General features: G+C 68.5%; 21 protein-coding genes, 1 tRNA gene and 1 riboswitch. Of the genes, 10 read left to right on the top strand and 12 right to left on the bottom strand.

The window, feature by feature from the left end; genetic code table 11:
• Positions 1-121 precede the first annotated feature (121 nt).
• Positions 122-925 carry a hypothetical protein gene (locus tag AC3CF1_RS20025; protein ID WP_354982165.1) on the bottom strand — a complete coding sequence of 268 codons (804 nt, stop codon included), beginning with the start codon at positions 923-925 and terminating at the stop codon, positions 122-124.
• Entirely contained in the window at positions 922-1,509 is a 588-nt protein-coding gene (locus AC3CF1_RS20020; protein ID WP_355159798.1) for an RNA polymerase sigma factor, read from the bottom strand. Before AC3CF1_RS20020 ends, AC3CF1_RS20025 begins: the two co-directional genes overlap by 4 nt.
• Positions 1,510-1,641: 132 nt before the next feature.
• Between AC3CF1_RS20020 and AC3CF1_RS20015 the strand changes: the two genes are divergently transcribed.
• Entirely contained in the window at positions 1,642-1,971 is a 330-nt protein-coding gene (locus AC3CF1_RS20015) for a hypothetical protein (RefSeq protein WP_141912048.1), read from the top strand.
• 1,972 nt (positions 1,972-3,943) lie between these two features.
• On the opposite strand, the gene AC3CF1_RS20010 is transcribed toward AC3CF1_RS20015, so the two are convergent.
• Positions 3,944-4,585: a GNAT family N-acetyltransferase gene (locus AC3CF1_RS20010; protein WP_488451023.1), complete on the bottom strand. Its 642-nt coding sequence runs from the start codon at positions 4,583-4,585 to the stop codon at positions 3,944-3,946.
• The gene (locus tag AC3CF1_RS20005; RefSeq protein WP_488451022.1) at positions 4,585-5,355 is read right to left on the bottom strand and encodes a GntR family transcriptional regulator; all 771 of its coding nucleotides are present in this window, start codon (positions 5,353-5,355) and stop codon (positions 4,585-4,587) included. Before AC3CF1_RS20005 ends, AC3CF1_RS20010 begins: the two co-directional genes overlap by 1 nt.
• A gap of 303 nt (positions 5,356-5,658) precedes the next feature.
• Between AC3CF1_RS20005 and AC3CF1_RS20000 the strand changes: the two genes are divergently transcribed.
• From AC3CF1_RS20000 to AC3CF1_RS19975, 6 genes are all read left to right on the top strand, one after another.
• Positions 5,659-6,063, top strand: coding sequence for a hypothetical protein (locus AC3CF1_RS20000; RefSeq protein ID WP_488451021.1), 405 nt, complete (start codon positions 5,659-5,661; stop codon positions 6,061-6,063).
• Positions 6,060-6,494, top strand: a complete 435-nt coding sequence (locus tag AC3CF1_RS19995) for a hypothetical protein (RefSeq protein ID WP_488451020.1) — start codon at positions 6,060-6,062, stop codon at positions 6,492-6,494. Before AC3CF1_RS20000 ends, AC3CF1_RS19995 begins: the two co-directional genes overlap by 4 nt.
• A complete protein-coding gene (locus AC3CF1_RS19990) occupies positions 6,491-6,781 on the top strand; it encodes a hypothetical protein (RefSeq protein WP_488451019.1) in 291 nt (96 codons plus the stop codon). Before AC3CF1_RS19995 ends, AC3CF1_RS19990 begins: the two co-directional genes overlap by 4 nt.
• On the top strand, positions 6,771-8,261 hold the full coding sequence (locus AC3CF1_RS19985; protein ID WP_488451018.1) for a replication initiator: 1,491 nt from the start codon (positions 6,771-6,773) through the stop codon (positions 8,259-8,261). The genes AC3CF1_RS19990 and AC3CF1_RS19985 overlap by 11 nt, the downstream gene beginning before the upstream one ends.
• Positions 8,262-8,325: 64 nt before the next feature.
• Positions 8,326-8,535, top strand: coding sequence for a helix-turn-helix domain-containing protein (locus AC3CF1_RS19980; protein WP_488451017.1), 210 nt, complete (start codon positions 8,326-8,328; stop codon positions 8,533-8,535).
• The gene (locus tag AC3CF1_RS19975; RefSeq protein WP_488451016.1) at positions 8,528-9,670 is read left to right on the top strand and encodes a tyrosine-type recombinase/integrase; all 1,143 of its coding nucleotides are present in this window, start codon (positions 8,528-8,530) and stop codon (positions 9,668-9,670) included. The genes AC3CF1_RS19980 and AC3CF1_RS19975 overlap by 8 nt, the downstream gene beginning before the upstream one ends.
• Before the next feature lie 54 nt (positions 9,671-9,724).
• On the opposite strand, the gene AC3CF1_RS19970 is transcribed toward AC3CF1_RS19975, so the two are convergent.
• Positions 9,725-9,798 (bottom strand) — tRNA-Gly (locus AC3CF1_RS19970).
• Between the two features lie 202 nt (positions 9,799-10,000).
• Here AC3CF1_RS19970 and AC3CF1_RS19965 point away from each other — a divergent pair.
• Positions 10,001-10,984, top strand: coding sequence for a zinc metalloprotease (locus tag AC3CF1_RS19965; protein WP_488451015.1), 984 nt, complete (start codon positions 10,001-10,003; stop codon positions 10,982-10,984).
• Positions 10,985-11,057: 73 nt separating this feature from the next.
• Here AC3CF1_RS19965 and AC3CF1_RS19960 read toward each other — a convergent pair whose 3' ends face one another.
• Positions 11,058-11,597, bottom strand: coding sequence for a pyridoxamine 5'-phosphate oxidase family protein (locus AC3CF1_RS19960; protein ID WP_088950868.1), 540 nt, complete (start codon positions 11,595-11,597; stop codon positions 11,058-11,060).
• A gap of 99 nt (positions 11,598-11,696) precedes the next feature.
• Between AC3CF1_RS19960 and dcd the strand changes: the two genes are divergently transcribed.
• Positions 11,697-12,275 (top strand): dCTP deaminase, encoded by a 579-nt coding sequence (gene dcd, locus AC3CF1_RS19955; protein ID WP_099856866.1) that lies wholly within the window; start codon positions 11,697-11,699, stop codon positions 12,273-12,275.
• A gap of 75 nt (positions 12,276-12,350) precedes the next feature.
• Here the strand turns inward: dcd and AC3CF1_RS19950 are convergent, their stop codons facing one another.
• Positions 12,351-13,391: a C40 family peptidase gene (locus AC3CF1_RS19950; RefSeq protein WP_099849584.1), complete on the bottom strand. Its 1,041-nt coding sequence runs from the start codon at positions 13,389-13,391 to the stop codon at positions 12,351-12,353.
• Positions 13,392-13,404: 13 nt separating this feature from the next.
• Positions 13,405-13,540: riboswitch (cyclic di-AMP (ydaO/yuaA leader) on the bottom strand.
• 251 nt (positions 13,541-13,791) lie between these two features.
• Here AC3CF1_RS19950 and AC3CF1_RS19945 point away from each other — a divergent pair.
• Entirely contained in the window at positions 13,792-15,756 is a 1,965-nt protein-coding gene (locus tag AC3CF1_RS19945; protein ID WP_488451014.1) for an N-acetylmuramoyl-L-alanine amidase, read from the top strand.
• 56 nt (positions 15,757-15,812) lie between these two features.
• Here the strand turns inward: AC3CF1_RS19945 and AC3CF1_RS19940 are convergent, their stop codons facing one another.
• The 5 genes from AC3CF1_RS19940 to AC3CF1_RS19920 all read right to left on the bottom strand — a co-directional run bounded on the left by AC3CF1_RS19940 (position 15,813) and on the right by AC3CF1_RS19920 (position 22,085).
• On the bottom strand, positions 15,813-16,826 hold the full coding sequence (locus AC3CF1_RS19940) for a C40 family peptidase (RefSeq protein ID WP_354982168.1): 1,014 nt from the start codon (positions 16,824-16,826) through the stop codon (positions 15,813-15,815).
• A gap of 167 nt (positions 16,827-16,993) precedes the next feature.
• Positions 16,994-17,995, bottom strand: a complete 1,002-nt coding sequence (locus AC3CF1_RS19935; RefSeq protein ID WP_088950863.1) for a hemolysin family protein — start codon at positions 17,993-17,995, stop codon at positions 16,994-16,996.
• Positions 17,988-19,313, bottom strand: a complete 1,326-nt coding sequence (locus tag AC3CF1_RS19930) for a hemolysin family protein (protein WP_231927178.1) — start codon at positions 19,311-19,313, stop codon at positions 17,988-17,990. The genes AC3CF1_RS19935 and AC3CF1_RS19930 overlap by 8 nt, the downstream gene beginning before the upstream one ends.
• 104 nt (positions 19,314-19,417) lie before the next feature.
• On the bottom strand, positions 19,418-21,613 hold the full coding sequence (locus AC3CF1_RS19925; protein ID WP_141912037.1) for a (Fe-S)-binding protein: 2,196 nt from the start codon (positions 21,611-21,613) through the stop codon (positions 19,418-19,420).
• Between the two features lie 208 nt (positions 21,614-21,821).
• A complete protein-coding gene (locus AC3CF1_RS19920; protein WP_088950861.1) occupies positions 21,822-22,085 on the bottom strand; it encodes a cell division protein CrgA in 264 nt (87 codons plus the stop codon).
• Between the last annotated feature and the right edge of the window lie 22 nt (positions 22,086-22,107).

Below are 22,107 nucleotides of genomic sequence, written 5' to 3'. Positions count from 1 at the left end.
GAAGGCCGTTGCTGGGACGATGACCGCCGCTGAGATCCCTCTGAGGGCTCTAGAGCTGACAGCGCGAAAGCACCGCGTCCGACGCCGGAAGCCCCGGTCGTCGCTGGCACCACCGCGCTGCCTACCGGCTCCAACGCTCCGCGGGTAGGCAGTTGGTGCCGGGCGAGCCGTAGACGACAGTGCCCGACGGGTCCCCGTAGCAGTGGTCGAACTCGTCCGACGGACGAAAGAGCGGACGGCGGTCGATTTCGGCACCGGTGTCGTCGTAACTGACCAACTCGGCGCCCTCGTTGACGTTGGCATCCTCGGTGATCAGGCCGAACACACCGTTGGCCAACCGCGCGGTGGTCGTCTGCCCATCCCCGTGTTCGAGCACCAGCCGGTGCACCCGAGCGCTGACCCGGCCAGTCGCCGCGACGTCGCCGCCGTTGACTCTGCTGGACACGAGCAGGAGTCGCTGGACCGGGCCGGGCAACCAGTTCCGTTGTGGCCAGTCCCGTTCACTGCTGGCGGCCCCGCTGATCTCCTGATGTGGCGCCGTGGAGACTTCACAGGTGAAGTACCCGGTCTCCGATATGAAAAGTGCCACGGCCCGGTGGTCCTGCTCGGCGGCCACGGCCAACTGGTCCATCGACACCGGAAGCCGCTCCATCTCCTCGTTCCACGACAGGCACTGCTCCATTGATCGGCGCAGCGTCGGTGACAGTTCGCTCGGACCCATCGCCAGATGCCGCACATCGTCGCCACTCGGCACCATCGCCACACCGGCGACCATGGCCGCAGCCGTCGCCAAGGTGGCCACTCCGAGCCGTAGCGCCCGGCGGGATCGCGGACGATGGACAGAAGCCATCAGATCCGAACGCATCCGCGCCGCCGCGCCGGGCGGCAGATCCCGCTCGACAGGCGTTTCGAAAATGCCCTTCATCGCTCATCCTCCTGCTTGGTTCCGTCGACGACCATCCGTGCCAGTCGGGCCCGTGCGCGACTGATACGTGAACGGAGCGCGCCTTCGTTGATGCCGAGGACCGCAGCCGCCTCGGCGTACGGCACGCCCGACCAGAGACACAGGGCAACCGCCTCGCGCTCGGCGCGAGGTAATCGGCGTACGACCGCCAGGACGTCGGCCATCTGCCGTTCGTCATCGAGCCGAGCGACTATGTCGTCCGCCGGGTCCGCCTCCACCCCACGTCCCGGCGGCAACCTCCGCAGGGCTGCCAACCACCGCCGGGCCGAGCGCCATTCGGTGCGGGTCGTGTTGGTGGCGACCACCAGCAGCCATGGCAACGCCAACCCGTCGACCAGGACCGCCGCTTCGCCACGCCTGCGCCACGCGACCAGGAAGGTCGACTGCGTCACGTCCTCGGCGAGCGTCCACGAGCCGGTGAGCCGGAACGCGTGGTTGTAGACCGCCCGGGCGTACCGGTCGAAGAGCCGGCCGAACGCGACCTCGTCACTGGCTGCGATGGCCGACCACAGATCTTGGTCGGACGGTTGTATCTGGCTCGTCACACCTGACTATCGCCGGTCGGGCCGAACCTGTTGCAGTCGTCTTCCAGGGTGATCGGCGCGCGAAGGCAGGAATCGACCGGATCGAATGGGTCACCGCCTGGGGTCACTTGACGGCCGTGGGAGTCTCGCCGAGTGCTGATCAGAGCAATCCTCGGGGCCGTCATCACCGCCGTCGGGTGCGCGGGGGCGGTTGTCTTCGCCTATGCCGTGATCCTGGTCGGCGTGAAAGGCCAACGCGCCAGCGAACGGGCGTGGGGGCGGGCGGCCAAGCTGCCCCGAGCTGTCTTCGCTGGCTACTTCGGCGCTGCCGGTCTTGCTCTGCTGTCGACGGCGCACCTGGCCCTGTTCTACCGCGACGAAGAGTGGTTCTGGCTGATCGCGCCCCAACAGGGAGCGGTGGTGCTTTCTCTTGCGGCGGGATGGCTCGCGATGCACAGGATGGGCAGGTCCGCACACCAGTAGCGGCCGCAGCAACGTCGAAGGCCCCGGCGGGGACTCGCGTCCTCACCAGGGCCTTCGTACGTGGAGCGGGTGACGGGAATCGAACCCGCACTGTCAGCTTGGGAATCGCGTTGAGTTGCACCGTGGGTAGCCGTCCCAGCTTGTAGGCGAGCACGCAGCGTCCAGGCTGCCGCAGCCCGGAGTGCCGCTGTGCGCCGGTGTTGACCCCTACATCGGGCACGGGTCGGGCACGACGACCGCCTCGGTGTGAAGGAACCACGACCGGTTGATGAGCTGGGCCGGTAGTGGCGCGCGCCGAGCTGCCCAAACGGTCCGCAGCAGTCCATGGACGTCCGACGATGCTCGCGCCCATCGTTACCCAGTTGGTCACCGAGGTCGGGCGACAGACGATGAAGCGCGACCTTGACCAGCGCGCACGTGACCCACATACCGCCGGTTCGTAACTCATACGGGCCGTGGTGGTCGTTGCCTTCAGCCCGGTTGCCGTCAGCACCGCTGGCGCATTCCGCATCAGTAGCGCCTTGGATGCATAGCGTTACAACTCCGGCAATAGATAGCAATTAAGACGATTATGATTATCACTGGGTTGCCCTATGCCGCAGGTGCCGTAATCAGCTATAGTTCGCCACAACATCCCCTTTGAAAGGATTTACATGCGACGAATCATTGGGCGCGGCGCTTGGCTCTCACTGATCGGGCTCGTCGGTTCAGCAGCGCTTGTTTCAGCACCGGCCTATGCGGCTGCGCCCAACCAATCGGCGGCGGCGTACGGGTGCGCAACCACATCCATTTCAGGAGCTATTAATGCCAGGATCAGCCCGAATACCTCTAGCGGGATCAAGGGGGTCCTGTACCAGGGCCAGTACGTGACTAGTTATTGCTATAGCATTAGCGGCGGCTCCTATTCGAGTTGTGGCGGAGGCTCCTCCTGGGTTCGGGTCTACAACCCAGCCTGGTCTGAGTTCGACGTCTACGTCGCGGCGCGTTGCGTCAAGATTGATAAGGGCGGCGCGGCCCCAGCACGCTGAGAGTACGTGCAAGAACTCGGTTCCGGCTGAAGATCTCGTTAACGAAACAATGGCATTCGGCTGTTCGGCATCCCGTCTGCCCTCGACCCGCCCCTTCTGGGGAGTAGGCCGCCACCCGGCCCGCCACGTCAAGCGGACCTTGACGGCTCGTGCGGGCGCTGGCGGGCCGGGCGGTGGTCTACTCGGCTCGCCCGGGTCGAGGGCAGACGGGATGGCCTACCGCAACCACCCACGGACCGCGACCCGCCGACGGAGCACCGGCCATCCTGGAGCCGGAGCGCCCCCGCCGGAGGCGCAGTAACCGCAGCCCCGTGACTGCCGCCAGCTCGCCGACGCGGCCGGCGGGCGCTCCCCTACGCCGCGCGGACTCGTGGCCGCGCGGCCTGGCCGGCTGCCGGCCCACCACCCGGTGAACCGTTCTGTCGTTCTGCGGCGGCCCCTTGGGCTTCCCGCTTCCGCGCCAGCCGCCGGGCGTGTTGCGTGGCCGGAGTCGGAGCGCCAGCGAAGCGACGGACGCGCGCCCAGGCGGCGGCGCGTGCGGCCCGTCTCGGGCCGCCTTGAAGACGTATAGAAAGTTCTCACCGATCGGCCGGCAGTCGGCCTGTCCTCCGTCGGCTGATGTGCGACACGCGTCCGCCAGGTGATCTGCGACGGTGGTCGCCCGACCAGCCGGGCCACCACCACGACCCTCGGTCGAACCCGTCCGAGTGCAACGGCGGGCATCCAACAGCGGCATCATCATGGTCGCCGGCCAGAAGGTCGCCCTCGGCCGGCTACACCGGCACCAGACCGTCACCGTGACCGTCTCCGAAACGACCCTGGCCATCGAACTCACCGACGGCGACACCAAAGTCATCCGACGCACCACCACCCAGCCAGTCCGTAGCATCAAAGGCCAGCGACCGCGGATCGCTACCTCAGTTTCCTAGACCACCCGTCGCACATCACCTGGCAGAGCTACGTCGCGCATCAGCTGACGGATCACAGGCCGGCAGTCGGCCCGCTACCTGCCTCGCTTGATAGCGGTCGCGCACCGCAGGCCACTCCGCTTCGATGACGCTGTAGTAGATCGAGTCCCGTACGTAGCCGTCGCTGAGAATGCGGTGACTGCGGAAGATTCCTTCCTGCTTGGCACCGATGCCAAGGATCGAGTTCTGGGACCGGACGTTGCGGCTGTCGGTCTTGTAGGCGACGCGGATGGTGCCCATGGTCTCGAAAGCGTGATGCATGAGCATGAACACGGATTCGCGGGAAGCTCCGGTCCGCCAGCTACTCGGAGTCAGCCAGGCCCAGCCGACCTCGACGGCTCGGTCTCGCTGCCGAATGTCGATCAGACTGATGCTTCCGATGACCTCGCCGGTGCTCATGTCAATGGTGGCGAAAGGAAGTCGGGCACCCCGCGCCTGATCGGTCTCCGCGTCCCGGATCAGCGCTTCGGCATCCTCAATCCGCCTCGGCGTGGGCTCGTCAAGGTACGACCAGATCTCGTCGTGCGAAGCCGCCTTTAGTAGTCCGGCCGAATGGTGCAGCCCGAGCGGCTCAAGTCGGATGATCGATCCAGTCAGGGTTACGGGCGTGAGATCCATCAGGCTTCCACCTCGTAGAGCAGGACGTGCCGGTCACCCGGCAGGATCACTTGGTAGACCTCGACAGGTAGATCGTTTTGGTCAAGCGTTGTGCGGAGAAGTCGTCCGACTGGCGTCGCTGGCCCCAAGTGCAGAGCCCTGGCTTCCTCGGCGGTAGGCATCCGCCAGGTGATTTCGTCCTGGTAGCGCGTGGGCGTGTGACCCCGGTCTTCGAGCACCTGATCCGTCCCCTCGACCACGTCGGCGGGATCCATGATTTTGCTACCCTGCACGATCGCCAATGGGTAGTAGCTGTCGCCGAGCTGCAATGGCTCGTCGTCGGCGTACTGCACCCGTCGCCGGACGGCCACAAGGTCCCCGGGTTGCAACCCGAGGTGAGCGGCGATCTCGGCATTAGCGGGCACCGTCTCGACGCTGCTGATCTGCTTTGGCCTCTTGCCCTGCGCTTCGATCTGCTGGCCGAATGTGTCTCGTTTGCGCTCGGACTCCAACCGCCTCTGGCGAGATCCCGTCAGAGAGGCGTAGTAGCGCATCGGCGGTTCTGCCCTTACGAAGCTTCCCCGCCCTTGCTGCGAAGTGATCAAACCTTCGTTGCGGAGGACGTCTAAGGCGAGCCGGACGGTGTTCCGGCTGGTGTCGTACCGCTCGGACAGGTCAGCCTCAGTCGGAACGCGGTCCCCGGGCGCAAGCGCCCCACCGTTGATCTGCTCCCTGAGTAGTGCTGCGAGCTGCTGGTACAGCGGCCGGCTGTCGGCCGGATTCAACATCATGTCGCCTTCCTCGGACTAGTTGTCCCAACAGGCTAACAACCTATTGACCCGAGCACTATCGACCTGCTAGACAAGATGTTGTTGGTACAACCCAACAAGAAGAGGCCCCAGCGAGGTGCAACTCGCTGAGGCCGGTGCATCGGTCCTCGCGAAAGGAACCACACGATGCCTGTCCAGCCTACCGTTCACCCTGCTCATTGCGCCTCGGGCCACTCTCCGGCGCTGTCTGATGCTCGCCTGCTCTCTGCTCTGGCGACGCTTCGGGACGCGTTGGCCCCTGGGAAGGCGCTGAACCTGCCTGCGGTGCTCGATCGTGCCGCTCTGCTGGAGGCCCTGTCCGTACTCACTACGACCACCCCCGCCCCTGTCCCCACCACCGGCTACCCCACACCGGCACCGGTCCGACTGGACCGACTCACCAACGGCGAACTCGCCATCGCTATCCACGCCGCCGGAATCCCGGCCAAGGCGAACACGCTCACCATCGAGCAGATCCAGGCTCTCGCGGTCGCCGGTATCTCCCGGCTCGGCCTGGCCGAGATCCGCCGCATCAACACGCGGTGGCGCACCGCCAACACCGTCGATTGCGACAAGACCCACCGCGCCGAGATTCGTCGGCTGTGGGGCTCTGCCCAACGCGCACAAACCGCCGTTGACCTCGGCTACCGGCTCCGGTGCGCCCTCACTCGCGGCCAGGTGACGGCATGACCGTCACTCCGATCCGCCCGGACAGCCGGGCCACAACCACGCCGGTCGACTTCGAAGCCCTCACCGAGGCAGAGGTTCGCGTCATCTTCTACGCCGCGAACTTCCACCGCTCTTGGAAGCACGACACGTCTCCTGACGGAGGCATCGGCCGCATGATGGCCACGATCACCGCCGTGATCGATGACCTCGGCATCGACCTGATCCGCGAGGTCGGCGACCTGGCCGCTCACGCGCTGACGGCCCGCAATCACAAGCTGGAAGGTCACCTGTTCCCCGACACCAATCGGTGGAGCTGGACCGAAACCAATGCCGGGGTCTTCCTCCGCGCCATGGCGCACCACCCGGCTCCGATGACCGTCCACACGGTCGCCCACCGCTGGCACGCCGCCCTCAACGGCAGCACCCGCACCGCTACGGCGGTGGCCTCATGACCATCTCGACCTCTGCCGCCTACCGGTGGCGTCAACCCCGCCTTGTCCGAGGCTGGGAACCGGTCCAACTCATCGGCCGCTTGAAGATCCTCGCCGCTCGTGACGGTGTGGAGCTGCCGAAGACCTACCAACTCATCCGTGACATCTACCTGTGGGAGCACCACCGGGCCGACCTGCCCGCACCCGTGGCCTCCCTGCTCGGCCGGATCTTCGACGGACCCAACCCGTTCGCCACCGGCCCCGTCCAGCACCTCCCGATGAAGGCGGCCCGCACCCGTGGCCGCTGACCTCGCCGTTGTTCCGGACCAGTGCACCACTGCTGGTCCGGGGCTCCGGCCCACCTCGTCGACGGCTTTTGTTGGTCGGGATGAGTCCGCGTTCCACCGGGCCACCGACCCGAACGTTTTCGACTGGCTCGACCACGTCAAGGCAGCCGCGGGCTGCTCCCACCCCATCCGCCTCGCCGGCGAGCTGGCCACCATCGACCGGGCCACCGGCCAACTCCTGACCTCAACTGCCACGGCCGACCTGCCGGACGGAGAGATCTACAAGCCGTGCGGCAACCGCCGCCACAGCGTGTGCCCGTCCTGCGCCCGCACCTACCAGGGCGACGCCTACCAACTCATCCGCGCCGGCCTCGTCGGCGGCAAGGGCGTCCCCACGTCGGTCGCCACGCACCCGGCGGTGTTCGTCACCCTGACCGCTCCGTCGTTCGGCCGGGTTCACACCCGCCGCACCTCCACCAGCGGGCAGGCGCTGCCGTGCCGTCCCCGCCGCCGCCCCGAACTGTGCCCCCACGGTATCGACCTGCGCTGCCACCGGCTGCACGCCGAGGATGAGAAGACCCTCGGCACGCCGCTGTGCCTGGACTGCTACGACCACGACCACCAGGTCGTCTGGAACCAACAGGCACCCGAGTTGTGGCGCCGCACCCGCATCGCCATCGAGCGAGAGATCCGCAAGGTCTCCCGCGCGCTCGGTGTGGCGGGTAAGTACGTGCGGCTGCGCTACGCCAAGGTTGCCGAGATGCAGCGGCGCGGCGTCGTGCACTTCCACATCGTCATCCGCCTCGACGGTCGCGACCCGGACGACCCGAAGCAGGTGCTACCCCCGCCGCCCGGCCTCGACGTTCACGTCCTGGACCTCGCCGTCACCACCGCCGCCGCCGCAACCTCGTTCATCACCGATCCGCACCCCGCCCACCCGTCGGGCTGGTTTATGGCTTGGGGCGACGAAGGGCGCGGCCACTACGCCGACGTACGACACATCCGCCTCTGCGGCGACGGTGAACTCACCGACAGCATGGCCGCTGGCTACCTCGCCAAGTACGCCACCAAGAGCACCGAGGCCACCGGCCACGTCTCCCGCCGCCTCGACAGCGAGATCATCGATCTCTACGCCAACGCCACCGGCACCCACGCCGAACGGCTCATTGACGCCTGCTGGACCCTCGGCACGCAGAAAGCTTGGCAAGGGCTACGCCGATGGGCGCACATGCTCGGCTTCGGCGGCCACTTCCTCACCAAAGCCCACGGCTACTCGGTGACCTTCCGCATCCTGCGCGACCGCCGCATCATCTGGCGACGCACCGAGACCGGCCAACTCGCCGCCGAACACACCGAAGAAACCACCCTCGTCGTCGGCCTCCTCGCCTACGCCGGCTCCGGCTGGCGCACCACCGGAGACGCACTACTCGCCAACACCGCCGCCGCACTCGCCCGCGACCGCCAACAGGTCGCCCGAGAGGAGTTCGCCACTGCCGCCTGACCCGCACGACCAGCAGTCACCCATCGGAAGGAGCACTGCCCTGAACGAACCCCGCGACGTCGACATGCTCACCGTCGACCAAGCCGCGCAACGCCTCGGCACCGGAGTCCGCTTCGTACGCCGCATCGTCGCCGAACGCCGCATCCGCTTCTACAAGCTCGGCAAGTACGTCCGGTTCCACCCTGACGACATTGCCGAGTACATCCGTCAAGGCCGCATTGACGCCATCCGGCCTGTCCTGCACTACCGGGAGGGAGAGCATGTCTATGGCTAGCAAGCGCCGCTTCGGCCGAGTACGGAAGCTGCCATCCGGTCGCTTTCAAGCTCGGTACCTCGACCCGGACGGTATCGACCGCCCGGCACCACACACCTTCGCCAGCAAGACCGACGCCGATCGCTGGCTAACTGGCGTTGAGACGGACATGACCCGGGGAGCCTGGCGTAACCCGGACCTTGGCCGCATCGCCCTCGATGACTACCTCACCGAGTGGATCAACCACCGTCCGAACCTGCGCCCCCGAACGATCGACCTCTACCGCTGGCTACACCGCAAGCACATCACGCCGCAGCTCGGCGGCTGCTTCCTCAACAATCTGACTCCCGGTGCTATTCGAGCCTGGCGTGCTGACCTTCTCGCCGACGGTGTCAGCGTCACGATGACGGCCAAGGCATATCGCCTTCTTCGCGCCGCACTGAACACCGCTGTTGACGACGAACTCATCCGGCGCAATCCCTGCCGCATCCAGGGCGCGGGCATCGAACGGGCCACTGAGCGGCCCACCGCCACCGTCGCCCAGGTCTTCCAGCTCGCCGACGTCGTGCCCCGACGTCTTCGCGTCCTCATCTTGCTGGCCGCCTTCGCCAGCCTCCGCTACGGAGAGCTGGCGGCCCTGCGCCGTCGCGACTTCGACCCGCGCTGTCGGACCCTGACGGTCCGCGCGACTCTGGTCGAGCGCCAGGACGGCACCCTGACTTTCGGCCCGCCCAAGACCGATGCCGGCTTGCGAACCGTGACCATCCCTGCGGCGATCCGCCGTGACGTTCGCGCGCATCTTGTCGGCTTCGTTGACGAGGACCAGGACGCGCTCGTTTTCACTGGCGCAACTGGCGCGGTCCTGCGCCGCTCCAATTTCCAACGCACCAGCAACTGGCGGGTGTCCGTGTCGGCGGTCGGCCTGCCCGGCTTCCACTTTCACGACCTGCGGCACACCGGGAACACCCTCGCCTCACGGACCGGGGCAAGCCTCGCCGACCTGATGGCGCGGATGGGCCACGCGTCGACCCGCGCCGCAATGATCTACCAGCACACCGCCCGCGAGCAGGACGAGCAGATCGCCGACGCGCTCAGCTCGCAGATCGAGAAGAGTCAGGATCGGGCACGTAGCGGGCACGGTAAGCGCAAGAAGTGATAGCAACGAATGAGGCCCCAGCCAGGAAACATGTCCTGAGCTGGGGCCTCACGGTGGAGCGGGTGACGGGAATCGAACCCGCACTGTCAGCTTGGGAAGCTGATGTTCTGCCATTGAACTACACCCGCAGGCGGCACCACTGTACCCGAGTGGTCGATCCGGTGCACCCAGGCACCCCAGCGAGCCCACCACCCCAGGCGCCCAGGAAGAAGTTTCCGGACGGCAACATATGCCCGTTCTCAAATGCGTCGATGGGTTGTAACGTCTGCCACACGTTGCCAGCCACGGCGTGACACACCCCCTGCCGCGCCGCCAGAAAGAGGTGGGCCCATGGGACTCCGTCCCAACCTGCTGACCCGGCGTGCTGCCGGTGTCGCGTCGACGACCCTCGCGCTGCTGCTCAGCACGGCTGCGGTGGGCGTCGTTCCGGCCGCTTCGGCCTTCTCCGCGGCGCCCGGCGGTGCCTGCGTGGAGCCAGCCGACAGCCACTCCAACGCCCGGCTCAAGCCCGGTGCGGCGGCCAAGCACGACCCGAACGAGTTGACCGCGCAGCAGGTCCGCGAGCGGGACGCGGACCTCGCGGCGGCGTTGCGCGAGCGCGCCAACTTCCGTACCGGCGCCGGCGCGACGGCGCTGGCCACTGTCACCATCCCGGTGGTGGTGCACGTGATCCAGGAGAACAGCACCCGGGCCGGCGGCAACATCCCCGACTCGCTGATCACCTCGCAGATCACCGTGCTCAACCAGGCCTACGCCGGTGCGACCGGCGGAGCGGTCACCGCGTTCGCCTTCCGACTCGACAAGATCAACCGGGTGACGAACCCGTCGTGGTACCCGATCGTGCAGGGCTCGTCGGCGGAGCGGTCGATGAAGTCCTCGTTGCGGGTGGGCGGCAAGAACACCCTCAACATCTACCTCGGTGAGCTGAGCAACGACCTGCTGGGCTGGGCGACCTTCCCGCAGCGCAAACTGAGCAGCATGGACGGCGTGGTCGCGCTGAGCGAGTCGCTGCCGGGCGGCACCGCCACCAACTACAACCAGGGCGACACGGGCACCCACGAGGTGGGCCACTGGCTGAACCTCTACCACACCTTCCAGGGCGGGTGCGGCGGCTCGGGTGACAGCGTCAGCGACACCCCGGCCGAGGCGTCGCCGGCCTACCAGTGCCCGACCGGGCGCGACACCTGCTCGGCGACCGGGCTGGACCCGATCACCAACTTCATGGACTACACCTACGACTCGTGCATGTACCAGTTCACCGCCGGGCAGGCCAGCCGGATGCTGACCGCGTGGAACGCGTACCGGGCGGCATAACTTCCCTGCGAACGACCGGTGCCGGCCCCGTCACGACGGGGCCGGCACCGGTCGCTTTCTCCCCAGGACCAGGTCAGGCGGCCGAACACTGGACGTTGCGGCTGCGGCGGGCCGGGCGAGCCTGCGGTACGGCTGAAGGTGCGGCCGGGGCCAGTGGGTCGAGCCACACCTGCACCTCCGGCCCGCCGACGGCGACACCGAGGCCGTGCTGCTCCCGGCGGGCCAACATCGCCACGTCGACTGTGAACTCGAACAACCGCCAGTCGACCTGCGGCTCCGCCCGGGCGCCCTGCGCCAACCGTGCGACCCGGAGCGGATCGGTCACCGGACGGGCGCGACCCGCCACGTATGCCTCGTCGTCGCTCTCCTCCGGCGGGAACGAGTGCAGCGCGTAACGGCCGTCGCGTTCGAGATCGCGGCGCTTCGGAGAGTCGACGATGAAGCAGAACAAGCCCTCGTCGGTGATGACCGGGGAGACCGGATGGACCCGGGGCCCGCCGTCGGCGCGGACCGTGGCCAGGTAGCCGAAGCCTGGCCCGTACTGCTGGAGGAGAACGCGGATCCCGTCGGCGAGTCGGGGCTCGTCGGCGGCGAATTCGGACCAGGAAGCCATGCGGGCATTCTATCGAACAAATGTACGACCAGCGACCTCGACTCGCTGGTCATCGGCACCGAATCCTGGCACTTTCGGCAACGCAGCTATGGTGGTCCGATGCTGCTCTCCGACCGCGACCTGGTCTCCGAGATCAAGGCCGGCACGCTGGGCCTGGAGCCGTTCGAGCCCACCCTGGTCCAACCCTCCAGCATCGACGTCCGACTCGACCGGCTGTTCCGGGTCTTCAACAACCACCTCTACACGCACATCGATCCGGCGATGCAGCAGGACGACCTGACCTCTTCGGTCGAGGTGCCCGACGGGGAGCCGTTCGTGCTGCACCCGGGCGAGTTCGTGCTGGCCTCGACGCTGGAGGTCATCTCGCTGGGCGACCAGCTCGCCGGCCGACTGGAGGGCAAGAGCTCCCTGGGCCGGCTCGGGCTGCTCACGCACTCCACCGCCGGCTTCATCGACCCGGGGTTCTCCGGTCACGTGACGCTGGAGCTCTCCAACGTGGCGAACCTGCCGATCACCCTCTGGCCGGGCATGAAGATCGGGCAGCTCTGCATCTTCCGGCTCTCCTCGCCGGCCGAGCACCCGTACGGCTCGGCGGTCTACGGCTCGCGCTACCAGGGCCAGCGGGGTCCGACGCCCAGCCGCGCCTGGCAGCACTGGCGCACCTGGCCCACCCGCTGACGGGCTGAGACACCACGGTCAGACGACGAGGGCCCGCCGCGACTGATCGCGACGGGCCCTCCTGGTCAGCCAGGATCAGCCTGGGCGGCCGTAGCTGTGGATCGGGCCGTCGTCGACCTTCTTCATCTTGACCGGTTGGCCGGCCTGCGAGGCGTGCACCACCCAGCCGTTGCCGACGTACATGCCGACGTGGTGGATGTCGCTGTAGTAGAAGACCAGGTCGCCGGGCCGCAGGTCGGCCTTGCTGACGTCCTTGGTGACGCGGCTCTGCTGGGCGGCGTTGTGCGGCAACGACACCCCGGCCTTCGCCCATGCGGCCAGCATCAGCCCGGAGCAGTCGTACGAGTTCGGGCCCTCGGCACCCCACACGTAGGGCTTGCCGATCTGCGCGCAGGCGAACTTGACCGCCGTGCCCGCAGCGCCGCCGGGATAGCTGCCGGGGCAGGGCGCCGGACGCAGCGGACCGCCGCCCCCGTTGCCGTACACCTTGAGGCGCAGCTTCTGCAGCCGGTCGATCTCCTCGTTGATCTGCTTCTTCTTGGCCGCCAACTGGGCCTCGGTGCGGGCCAGCTGGGCCACCATCTCGTCCAGCGGCGCCTTCTGCGCGGCCAGCTCGTCGCGCAGGTCGGCGACCTCGCGTACGTCCTGCTGCTGGTTGTGCGCGAACCGGTCGAGCATTTCGAGCTGGCTGACCACCTCGCTGGGTGACCGGCTGCCGAGCATCGCGTTGACGGTCGAGACGGTCTCGCCCTTGTACGCGCGTACAGCCAGCGCGCTGACCTTGTCCATCGCGGCGTCGACCTGCCGCTCGAGCGGGGCGATGCGGGCGGCCAACGCGTCCGCCTGCTTGCGCTTGACGGCAAGGTCGGCCCGGGTGGCGTTGTGCCGTTCGATGATCGGTTCGAGTGTGTTCCAGTCGGCGTCGATCTGGCGCTCGATCTCGGCGACGGACGGGTCGGCGTGGGCGGCCGTGGCGCTGCCCGTCAGGACGACGGCGACGCCGACCAGTGCGGCGAGAGCGGTGGTGAAGCGGGACCAGCGTGGGCGCGGCACGATCGACGTCGGGACGGCGAATGCCGACCGCTCGGACGACGGCCGCGGGGCATGGAGTGCCACCGGGGTTCCGTACTCCTTCTTCCTGACCGCCTACCGGGTTAGCTGACGGGTTCGGGCGGGAAGTCGGCGCCCTACCGCAGTGGCTGCGGATTCACCCCGAGGGACGTGGGTCCCCGGTTCGCTCGGAAACGACTCGGCGGTGTCGGTCCGTTACCGCCCGGGATGGGCGGAGCTGCTGTCGGGCCGACAAATGACCAGAGTAGAGACGCCCGTTACCGATCCGCAACCCGTACGGCCGTGACACTCCGTACCGATTGGGTGGGGGTCACCGACCGTGTGTGAAGAATTCTTTCTCAACAAGTAGATAGATGGAAAGGTATTGACGCAGACTCTCCAGCGGCGCGATGGTGACCTGACCTCTACCCGCGAGAATCTAGGGGGTTCGATGCACCATCCAACAGTGTCGGCCGGCTGGCGCGCGCTGCTCACCACGACCGTCGTCGCCGCCGCGAGCGCGGTGCCACTCTCCACGGCCGCCACCGCCGCACCCACCGCCGATCGCCAGCAGCAGTACGCCGCCGCGGCGACCGAGTACGGCGTGCCGACGGGCGTGCTGCTCGGCGTCTCCTATCTGGAGTCCCGCTGGGACAGCAACGCCGGCACACCGAGCACGAGCGGCGGCTACGGCCCGATGCACCTGACCGACGCCCGCCACGTGACCGCTTTGCCCGGGCGCGGCCACCACGACGCCGGCGCCGAGGACCCACGCGGTGACGACTCCCGGCCCTCCCGGGTGCCCGCGCCCCGACCCGTCGAGGCCCCCGCACCGACCGCCGCCGCGTTGCAGACCGTGGACGCGGCGGCCGCACTGACCGGTGCCACCCCCGAGGCGCTGCGCACCGATGCAGCGGTCAACATCCGGGGTGGGGCCGCGTTGCTCAGCGCGTACCAGCGGGAGTTGGGTGCGCCGGTCGGCGCGGACACCGACCCGGCGGCCTGGTACGGCGCGGTGGCCCGCTACGCCGGTGCGGACAGCGCCGACGCCGCCGCGGCCTTCGCCGACGAGGTCTTCACCACCATCGCCGCGGGCGAGTCCCGGCTGACCGACGACGGCCAGCGGATCACCCTGCCGGCGCGCGCGGTACAACCCGAGCGCTCCTGGTTGGATCGGCTGGGCCTGCGCCGGTTGGCCCGCCCGGACGGGCTGGAGTGCCCGCGCACCATCTCCTGCGAGTGGATCCCGGCGCCCTACGAGGCGTTCGGCGACGGTGACTACGGCAACCACGACCTCTCCGACCGGCCCGCCCGGCAGAAGATCGAGTACATCGTCATCCACGACACCGAGGCGAGCTGGGCGACGACCCTGAAACTCGTCCAGGACCCGACGTACGTGAGCTGGCACTACTCGCTGCGCTCGGTCGACGGGCACATCGCCCAGCACGTGAAGAGCAAGGACGTCGGCTGGCACGCGGGCAACTGGTACGTCAACGCCAAGTCGATCGGTCTCGAACACGAGGGCTTCGCCGCGCAGGGCACCTGGTACACGGAGGCGATGTACCGGACCTCGGCGAAACTGGTGCGGCACCTGGCACTGCGGTTGGGCATCCCGCTGGACCGCCAGCACATCATCGGCCACGACAACGTGCCCGGCACCGTCGCGTCGACCGTGCGGGGGATGCACTGGGATCCGGGCCCGTACTGGGACTGGACGCACTACTTCGACCTGCTGCACGCGCCTCGGCTGGACACCGGCACCCCGGCCACCGGGCTGGTCCGGATCGACCCGGACTACGCCACCAACCAGCCGGCGTTCACCGGTTGCGTCACCGTGGGCGTCCCGTGCGCGCCGCGCGGCTCCTCGTCGGTGGTGCTGCGGAGCGCACCGTCCGCGGACGCGCCGCTGGTCAACGACATCGCGCTCCGACCGGACGGCACCCCGAACACGATGGCCGTGTCGGACCACGGGGCCCGGGCATCCGCCGGGCAGACGTACGCGCTCGCCGGACGGCAGGGCGACTGGACCGCCATCTGGTACCTCGGGCAGCGGGCCTGGTTCCACAACCCGGCGTCCGCGCCGACCGCCAGTTGGACCGTCGGCGTCGTGGCCACGCCGAAGCCCGGTCGGACGACCATCCCCGTCTACGGACGGGCGTACCCGGAGGAGGCGGCGTACCCGGACGGGGTGCCCTACCAGACGATCTCGCCGTTGCAGTACACCCTGGCCGCCGGACAGCGGTACGCAGTCGGCGCGGTGCTGGCCGGCGAGTACTACCGGGCCAGCACGTTCGACGGCTCGTCGCCGGGCGACTGGACGGTGATCCGCGGCAAGAACCGCTACGCGCAGATCCAGTTCGGCCACCGCATCATGTACGTCGATCTCGCTGACGTGCAGTTGTTGCCCTCCCCGGTGGGCGCGCCGCGCTGACGAACCACGACGGCCCCCGGTCGGTGACCGGGGGCCGTCAGTGTGCGTGATCTGGATCAGCCAGGTCTGCGGAACCCGGCGACCGGCATGGTGTTGATGCTGGACACCTGCACCGGTTTGCCGGCACGTGGCGCGTGCACCATCTGGTTGTTACCCAGATAGAGCCCGACGTGACTCAGCCCGGAGAAGAAGAAGACCAGGTCACCGGGGCGAGCCTCGGCTCGCGCAACCGCCTTGCCCTCGTTCCACTGGTCACCGGTGTGGTGGGTCAGGTAGATCCCTGCCGCCTTGTAGGCGAACTGGGTCAGCCCCGAGCAGTCGAACGAGTTCGGGCCGGTGGCACCCCAGACGTACGGCTTGCCGACCTTGCCGCAGGCCGTCTTGATCGCGGTGCGGGCGGCCTCGCTGACCACTCCGTTGATGGTCGGGCAGGCCGCGGTCTTTACCGTGGTCTTGGGCATCGACGCCTCGAGCTGCTTGATCTCGGCGTCGATCTGCTTCTTCTTGGCCGCCAGGTCGTTCTGCTGCTTGGTCTGGGTGACGATCAGCTCGTCCAGCTTCTGCTTCTCGCCGTCGTACTTGGCCCGCACGGCCAGCACGCCCTCGACCTCCTTGCGTTCCTGCGCGGCCAGCCGATCGAGCACGGTGAGCTGCTCGGCGAGCGTGTCCGGCTTGACGCTGACCAGCAGCGAGCCGATGTCGTGCGACGGTCCGGAGATGTAGTAGCGGGAGGCGAGGTCGCCGACCCGGTTGAGCGCCAGCTCGCTCTGGAGCGCCAGCGGCGCGATCTTCTTCTGCAGGTCCGCCGACTTCTGTCGATTGACCTTCAGCTGCGCCCGGACCTTGTTGTACTGCTCGATGGTGGGCTCCAGCTGCTCCCACTTCTTGTCGATCTGCGCCTCGATCTCGTCGACCGTCGGATCGGCGTGAGCCGGTGCGGCGAGCAGACCGGCGCCGACTGCGGCGGCGGCGACCAGGACGAGCAGACGGTGGACGCCGCGGCGCAGGCCACCTGGCCGAGCAGACGTGTTCAGGCCGTGACGATGAGGGGGCATGGTTGCCACCGGCATCGACTCCTTTGCAACCGACCGCCGGGCGCCTCGCGTGAGGGAAGGGCCGAGGCAGACGACCCACAGCGGTCGGTGCCTCACATTAGGGAAGCTCGGAGCGGTTATCAAGGTGAGCGCAGTAACCATCACTGTCGTGCAACCGCTTGCACACCAAGGGTATTCGCCGATTAGCCAACGATTGCGGTCAATACATCGTCGAGTGTGACCACACCGAGAGGGCGCCGGCCGTCGCTGACCAGCACCATGTGCCGCCGCTCGCGGCGCATGGCCAGCAGCAGATCGGCCAGCGTACGCTCCGGCGGCACCACCGCCAGCGGTCGGTAGACCCGGGCGGGCACCGGCGACCGGCGACCCTGCCCGGCGTAACCGAGCACGTCCTTGACGTGCACGAAGCCGAGCACCCGACGGGTCGACCGCTGCACCACCGGGAACCGGGACCGGCCGGTCCGGGTCGCCAACACCTCCAGCGACGCCGGTGAGACGTCCTCGGCCACCGTCACCACCGTCGACCACGGCTGTAGCGCGTCCGCCGCCGTGCGGCTGTGCAGGGCCAGGGCCCCGGTGATCCGGGCGTGCTGCTCCTCGTCGAGCAGACCCTCCGTACGCGCCTGGGAGACGAGCCCGGCCAGTTCCTCGGCGGTGAACACCGTCTTCACCGCCTCGGACGCCTCGATGCGCCAGAACGCGAGGACGCGGCGGGCCGCCCACTTCATCGCGAGCAGCAGCGGCTTGGTGGCCACACAGAACGCCAGCATCGCCGGGCCGAGCCACAGTGCCGAGACCTCCGGACCGGCCAGCGTGATGTTCTTCGGCACCATCTCGCCGACGACGGTGTGCAGGAAGACCACCACGCCCAGTGCCAGCACGAACGCCACCGGATGCACCGCCCGCTCGGGCAGGCCGGCCGCGTGGAACGGAGGCTCCAGCAGGTGAGCCAGCGCCGGCTCGGCGATCGCACCCAGACCCAGCGAGCAGACAGTGATCCCGAGCTGCGCGCCCGCGATCATCAGCGGGATCTGGTTCATCGCCGACAACGCCCAGCGGGCCCGCTTCGATCCGGCGGCCAGCGGCTCGATCACCGTCCGGCGGGACGCGATGAGCGCGAACTCACTGCCCACGAAGAACCCGTTGCCGAGCAGCAGCAGCACTGTCACCAACAGCTCAGTCATCGTCGTCCGGCTCCGCCGGGCGCAACACCCGGACCTGCTCGATCCGGTGCCGCTCGACCTCCACCACTGTGAACTCCCAGCCGTCCGCCTCGACCGTCTCGCCGGCCAGCGGAATGTGCCCGAGCCGAGCCATCAGGAACCCGGCCAACGTCTCGTACGGGCCCTCGGGCAGCCGGAAGCCGGTCTGCTCGGCCACCTCGTCGGAGCGGAGCACCCCGTCGACCAGCACGGTGCGCTCACCGCCGGGCACGGTCAGCTCGCCCGCGTCAGCGTCGTCCACGCTGGCCGGGTCGAACTCGTCGGCGATCTCCCCGACCAACTCCTCGACGAGGTCCTCGATCGTCACCACGCCGTCCGTCCCGCCGTACTCGTCGACCACGATGGCCAGATCGGCGCCGGCCGCCTTCAACGCGGCCAGGACGCCGTCCAGGTCGAGGCTCTCCGGCACGTACACCGGCTCACGGGCCACCGACCCGACCATGGTCGACGCACGCTCGGCCAGCGGCACGCCCAGCGCGTCGGGCACCCCGGCCACGCCGGTCACCAGGTCCAGCGTCTCCTCGTACACCGGGAAGCGGGTCCGTCCGGTCCGCCGGGACTCCTCAAGCAGCTCGGCCACGGTGGCCGTGACGCGCAGCGCGACCACGTCCACCCGGGGGGTCATCGCCTCGGCGGCCCGCTTGTCGCCGAACCGGATCGTGCGGCGCAGCAGCATGGCGGTGTCCGTCGGCAACGCGCCGGCCCGGGCCGAGATGGCCGCCAGCAGGCCCAGCTCCTCCGGTGAGCGGGCGCTGGCCAGCTCCTCCTGCGGCTCGACACCGAGCGCCCGGACCAGTCGGTTCGCCGAGCCGTTCAGCCCCCGGATCAGCCAGCCGAACGTCCGGGAGAAGGTGTGCATCGGCCCGGCCGTGGCCAGCGCCGCCGGCATGGGTCGGGCCAGCGCCGCGTTCTTCGGCACCAACTCACCGAAGAGCATGGAGATCAGCGTCGCCAGGGCCAACGCGAGGAACGGGGTGTAGCGCCCGGTGTTCTCCCCGACCAGCGGGCGCAGCAGCGGGGTGAAGAGCCGGGCCAGGGCCGGTTCGGCCAGGTAGCCGGTGAGCAGCGCGGTGATGGTGATGCCGAGCTGTGCGCCGGAGAGCTGGAAGGAGAGTTCACGCAGCGCAGCGCGTACCGTCAGGGCGGCCTGGTCGCCCGCGGCGGCCCGCCGGTCGATCTCCGCGCGGTCGACAGTGACCAGGGCGAACTCGGCCGCGACGAAGAACGCGTTGCCCGCGGTCAGGGCAACGAACCCGACCAGGGGCAGCAGCGTCGTCAAGAGTAGGCCGTCGATGTCGCCTCACCTCGGCGAGATTCTTGCACGACAACGGCGGCCCCTCGGGGGCCGCCGCCGTCGATGTTCAGATCCCAGACGTACGCGCCTCAGCCGACCGGCGCCGTCTCCTTGCCGCCCTGCGGCTGCTCCGGCTTGACCGAGCGGAGCAGCACGCTCGCCACGTCGATCACCTCGACCTGCTCGCCGGCGCCCTTGCCGTTGACGCCGTCGTTGAGCATCGTCGAGCAGAACGGGCAGCCGACGGCGACCGTCTTCGCGCCGGTGGCCATGGCCTCCTCGACCCGGTCCACGTTGATCCGCTTGCCGATCTTCTCTTCCATCCACATCCGGGCACCGCCGGCGCCGCAGCAGAAGGAACGCTCGCTGTTGCGCGGCATCTCGGTGAGGTCGCCCTCGATGGCGTCCCCGAGCACCTCGCGGGGTGCCGCGAAGATCCGGTTGTGCCGGCCCAGGTAGCAGGGGTCGTGGTAGGTGACCCCACCGTCGACCGGCTGCACCGGGGTGAGCTTGCCGGTGGACACCAGGTGGGCCAGCAACTGGGTGTGGTGGACCACCTCGAACTCGCCGCCGAGCTGGCCGTACTCGTTGCCCAGGGTGTTGAAGCAGTGCGGGCAGGTCGCCACGATCTTGCGCTTGGCCTTCTCCCGACCCTCGAACGCCTCGTTCAGCGTCTCGACGTTCTGCTGGGCGAGCATCTGGAAGACGAACTCGTTGCCGATCCGCCGCGCCGGGTCACCGGAGCAGGTCTCGCCCTCGCCCAGGATCGCGAACTTCACCCCCGCCTCGTTGAGCAGGGTGGCCACGGCCCGGGTGGTCTTCTTGGCCCGGTCCTCGAACGCGCCGGCGCAGCCGACCCAGAACAGGTACTCGAAGTCGTCCACCTCGCCGACCCGGGGCACCTCGAAGTCCAGGCCCTTGGTCCAGTCCTCGCGGGTGTTCTGCGGGGCGCCCCACGGGTTGCCCTTGTTCTCCAGGTTGCGCAGCATCACGCCGGCCTCGGAGGGGAAGCTCGACTCGATCAGCACCTGATAGCGGCGCATGTCGACGATGTGGTCGACGTGCTCGATGTCCACCGGGCACTGCTCGACGCAGGCGCCGCAGGTGGTGCAGGACCAGAGGACGTCCGGATCGATGACACCGCCCTCCTCGGCGGTGCCGATCAACGGCTTGTCGGCCTCGGCCAGGGCCAGCACGTCCAGGTGCGCGAGCTGCGCCTGGGTGGCCTTCTCCTCGCCGGTCAGGTCCTTGCCGCCACCGGCCAGCAGGTAGGGCGCCTTGGCGTAGGCGTGGTCGCGCAGGCTCAGCACGAGCAGCTTGGGCGACAGGGGCTTGCCGGTGTTCCAGGCCGGGCACTGCGACTGGCAGCGACCGCACTCGGTGCAGGTGCTGAAGTCCAGCAGACCCTTCCAGCTGAACTGCTCGACGTGGGCGACGCCGAACTGGTCCTTCTCGGGGTCGGCCTCCTCGAAGTCGAGCGGCTTGCCCTGGCTCGTCATCGGGCGCAGCGCCCCGAGGCCGGAGCCGGCCGGCCGGGTCGGCTCGCGCTTGAAGAAGATGTTGGGGAACGCCAGGAAACGGTGCCAGGCGACACCCATGGTGACGTTCAGCGAGATGACGATCAGCCAGGTCATCGAGATAATGATCTTGATGACAGCGGCGACGCTCGTACCGTCCTGCCAGTCGGGCAGCACCGCGCCGACGGCGTGGCTGACCGGAGTGGCCCAGAACGGGTACTCGAAGTGGTCGGTGGCGACCTTGAAACCGCGGATCAGCAAGCCGAAGATCAGGACCAGCAGCACGATCCACTCGACGAAGTAGCCCTGCCACATGGTCGAGCCGGTGAACCGGGAGCGACCGCCCGGCCGGTTCGGCCGGTTGCGCAGCCGGATCGCCATCAGCACCAGGATGCCGACCAGGCCCAGCACGGTGATGACCTCGGTGGCCAGGCCGAAGATCGTCCAGTGCCCGATGATCGGCAGCCCGCCGGTCGGGGTGACCACCTCGAAGTACGCCTCGAGCACCAGCAGCGACAGCACGATGAAGCCGACCATCACGAACCAGTGGGCGGCACCCACCACGCCCCACTTGAGCATCCGCGTGTGGCCGGCGGTCTCCACCAGCATCGTCTTCGTGCGGGCGCCCTTGTCCGTGAACCGCTCCGGCGCGGGCTGCCCGAGCCGGATGACTGCCGTCATCTTCAGGACCGCACGCACCGCAAGCCACACCGCCACAGCGGTGATGGCGGCCGCGAGGATCGTGGTGACGATCTGGACGCTGCCCATCGAGTTGGCCTCCCCGGTCTGCTGCCTGATGACCTCGCTGCGCTCGGTCATGCAGTGCAGCCTACGCGAAGGTTACCCAGCAGTAACGTGAGTCATCTCGCAGTAGGCCACGCTGCCTGCGGACACCATAGGGTGCCCCACCCGATCCTGCCGGGCAGGGGCTCGATGAGGTGATGCGAACGCGCCGGTGCGGCGACGCCGAGCCGGCTCAGCGCCAGCGGGAGAGCAGCGCCAGCGAGGCGACCATCGCGCCGAAGCCGACCGCGAGGTTCCAGTAACCCCACGCCATGACCGGGTACTCCTGCTCAGACAGGTAGTAGACGACCAGCCAGCCGATCCCGGCGACGATCAAGGCGACCGCGGTGACCGGCAACCACACCGGGCTAGGCTTGCGCGACGACGCCGTCGTCGTCGGACGGACGTCCGTCGGCGGGGTGTACACCTTCTTCTTACGGACCTGAGACTTGGGCACGGCGCTCTCCAGAGGGGTGACG

The sequence above is a fragment of the Micromonospora sp. MGP-C2 genome (assembly GCF_057766525.1).
The sequence above is the reverse complement of the archived record's forward strand: the minus strand, read 5'-3'. Positions and strand labels throughout refer to the sequence as shown.

What these genes read in the sequence shown, in the direction of transcription:
- AC3CF1_RS20025 (WP_354982165.1), bottom strand. Translation starts at nt 925, where the DNA reads ATGAAGGGCATTTTCGAAACGCCTGTCGAGCGGGATCTGCCGCCCGGC.
- AC3CF1_RS20010 (WP_488451023.1), bottom strand. Translation starts at nt 4,585, where the DNA reads ATGGATCTCACGCCCGTAACCCTGACTGGATCGATCATCCGACTTGAG.
- AC3CF1_RS20005 (WP_488451022.1), bottom strand. Translation starts at nt 5,355, where the DNA reads ATGATGTTGAATCCGGCCGACAGCCGGCCGCTGTACCAGCAGCTCGCA.
- AC3CF1_RS19995 (WP_488451020.1), top strand. Translation starts at nt 6,060, where the DNA reads ATGACCGTCACTCCGATCCGCCCGGACAGCCGGGCCACAACCACGCCG.
- AC3CF1_RS19990 (WP_488451019.1), top strand. Translation starts at nt 6,491, where the DNA reads ATGACCATCTCGACCTCTGCCGCCTACCGGTGGCGTCAACCCCGCCTT.
- AC3CF1_RS19980 (WP_488451017.1), top strand. Translation starts at nt 8,326, where the DNA reads ATGCTCACCGTCGACCAAGCCGCGCAACGCCTCGGCACCGGAGTCCGC.
- AC3CF1_RS19975 (WP_488451016.1), top strand. Translation starts at nt 8,528, where the DNA reads ATGGCTAGCAAGCGCCGCTTCGGCCGAGTACGGAAGCTGCCATCCGGT.
- AC3CF1_RS19965 (WP_488451015.1), top strand. Translation starts at nt 10,001, where the DNA reads ATGGGACTCCGTCCCAACCTGCTGACCCGGCGTGCTGCCGGTGTCGCG.
- AC3CF1_RS19960 (WP_088950868.1), bottom strand. Translation starts at nt 11,597, where the DNA reads ATGGCTTCCTGGTCCGAATTCGCCGCCGACGAGCCCCGACTCGCCGAC.
- dcd (WP_099856866.1), top strand. Translation starts at nt 11,697, where the DNA reads ATGCTGCTCTCCGACCGCGACCTGGTCTCCGAGATCAAGGCCGGCACG.
- AC3CF1_RS19940 (WP_354982168.1), bottom strand. Translation starts at nt 16,826, where the DNA reads ATGCCGGTGGCAACCATGCCCCCTCATCGTCACGGCCTGAACACGTCT.
- AC3CF1_RS19935 (WP_088950863.1), bottom strand. Translation starts at nt 17,995, where the DNA reads ATGACTGAGCTGTTGGTGACAGTGCTGCTGCTGCTCGGCAACGGGTTC.
- AC3CF1_RS19925 (WP_141912037.1), bottom strand. Translation starts at nt 21,613, where the DNA reads ATGGGCAGCGTCCAGATCGTCACCACGATCCTCGCGGCCGCCATCACC.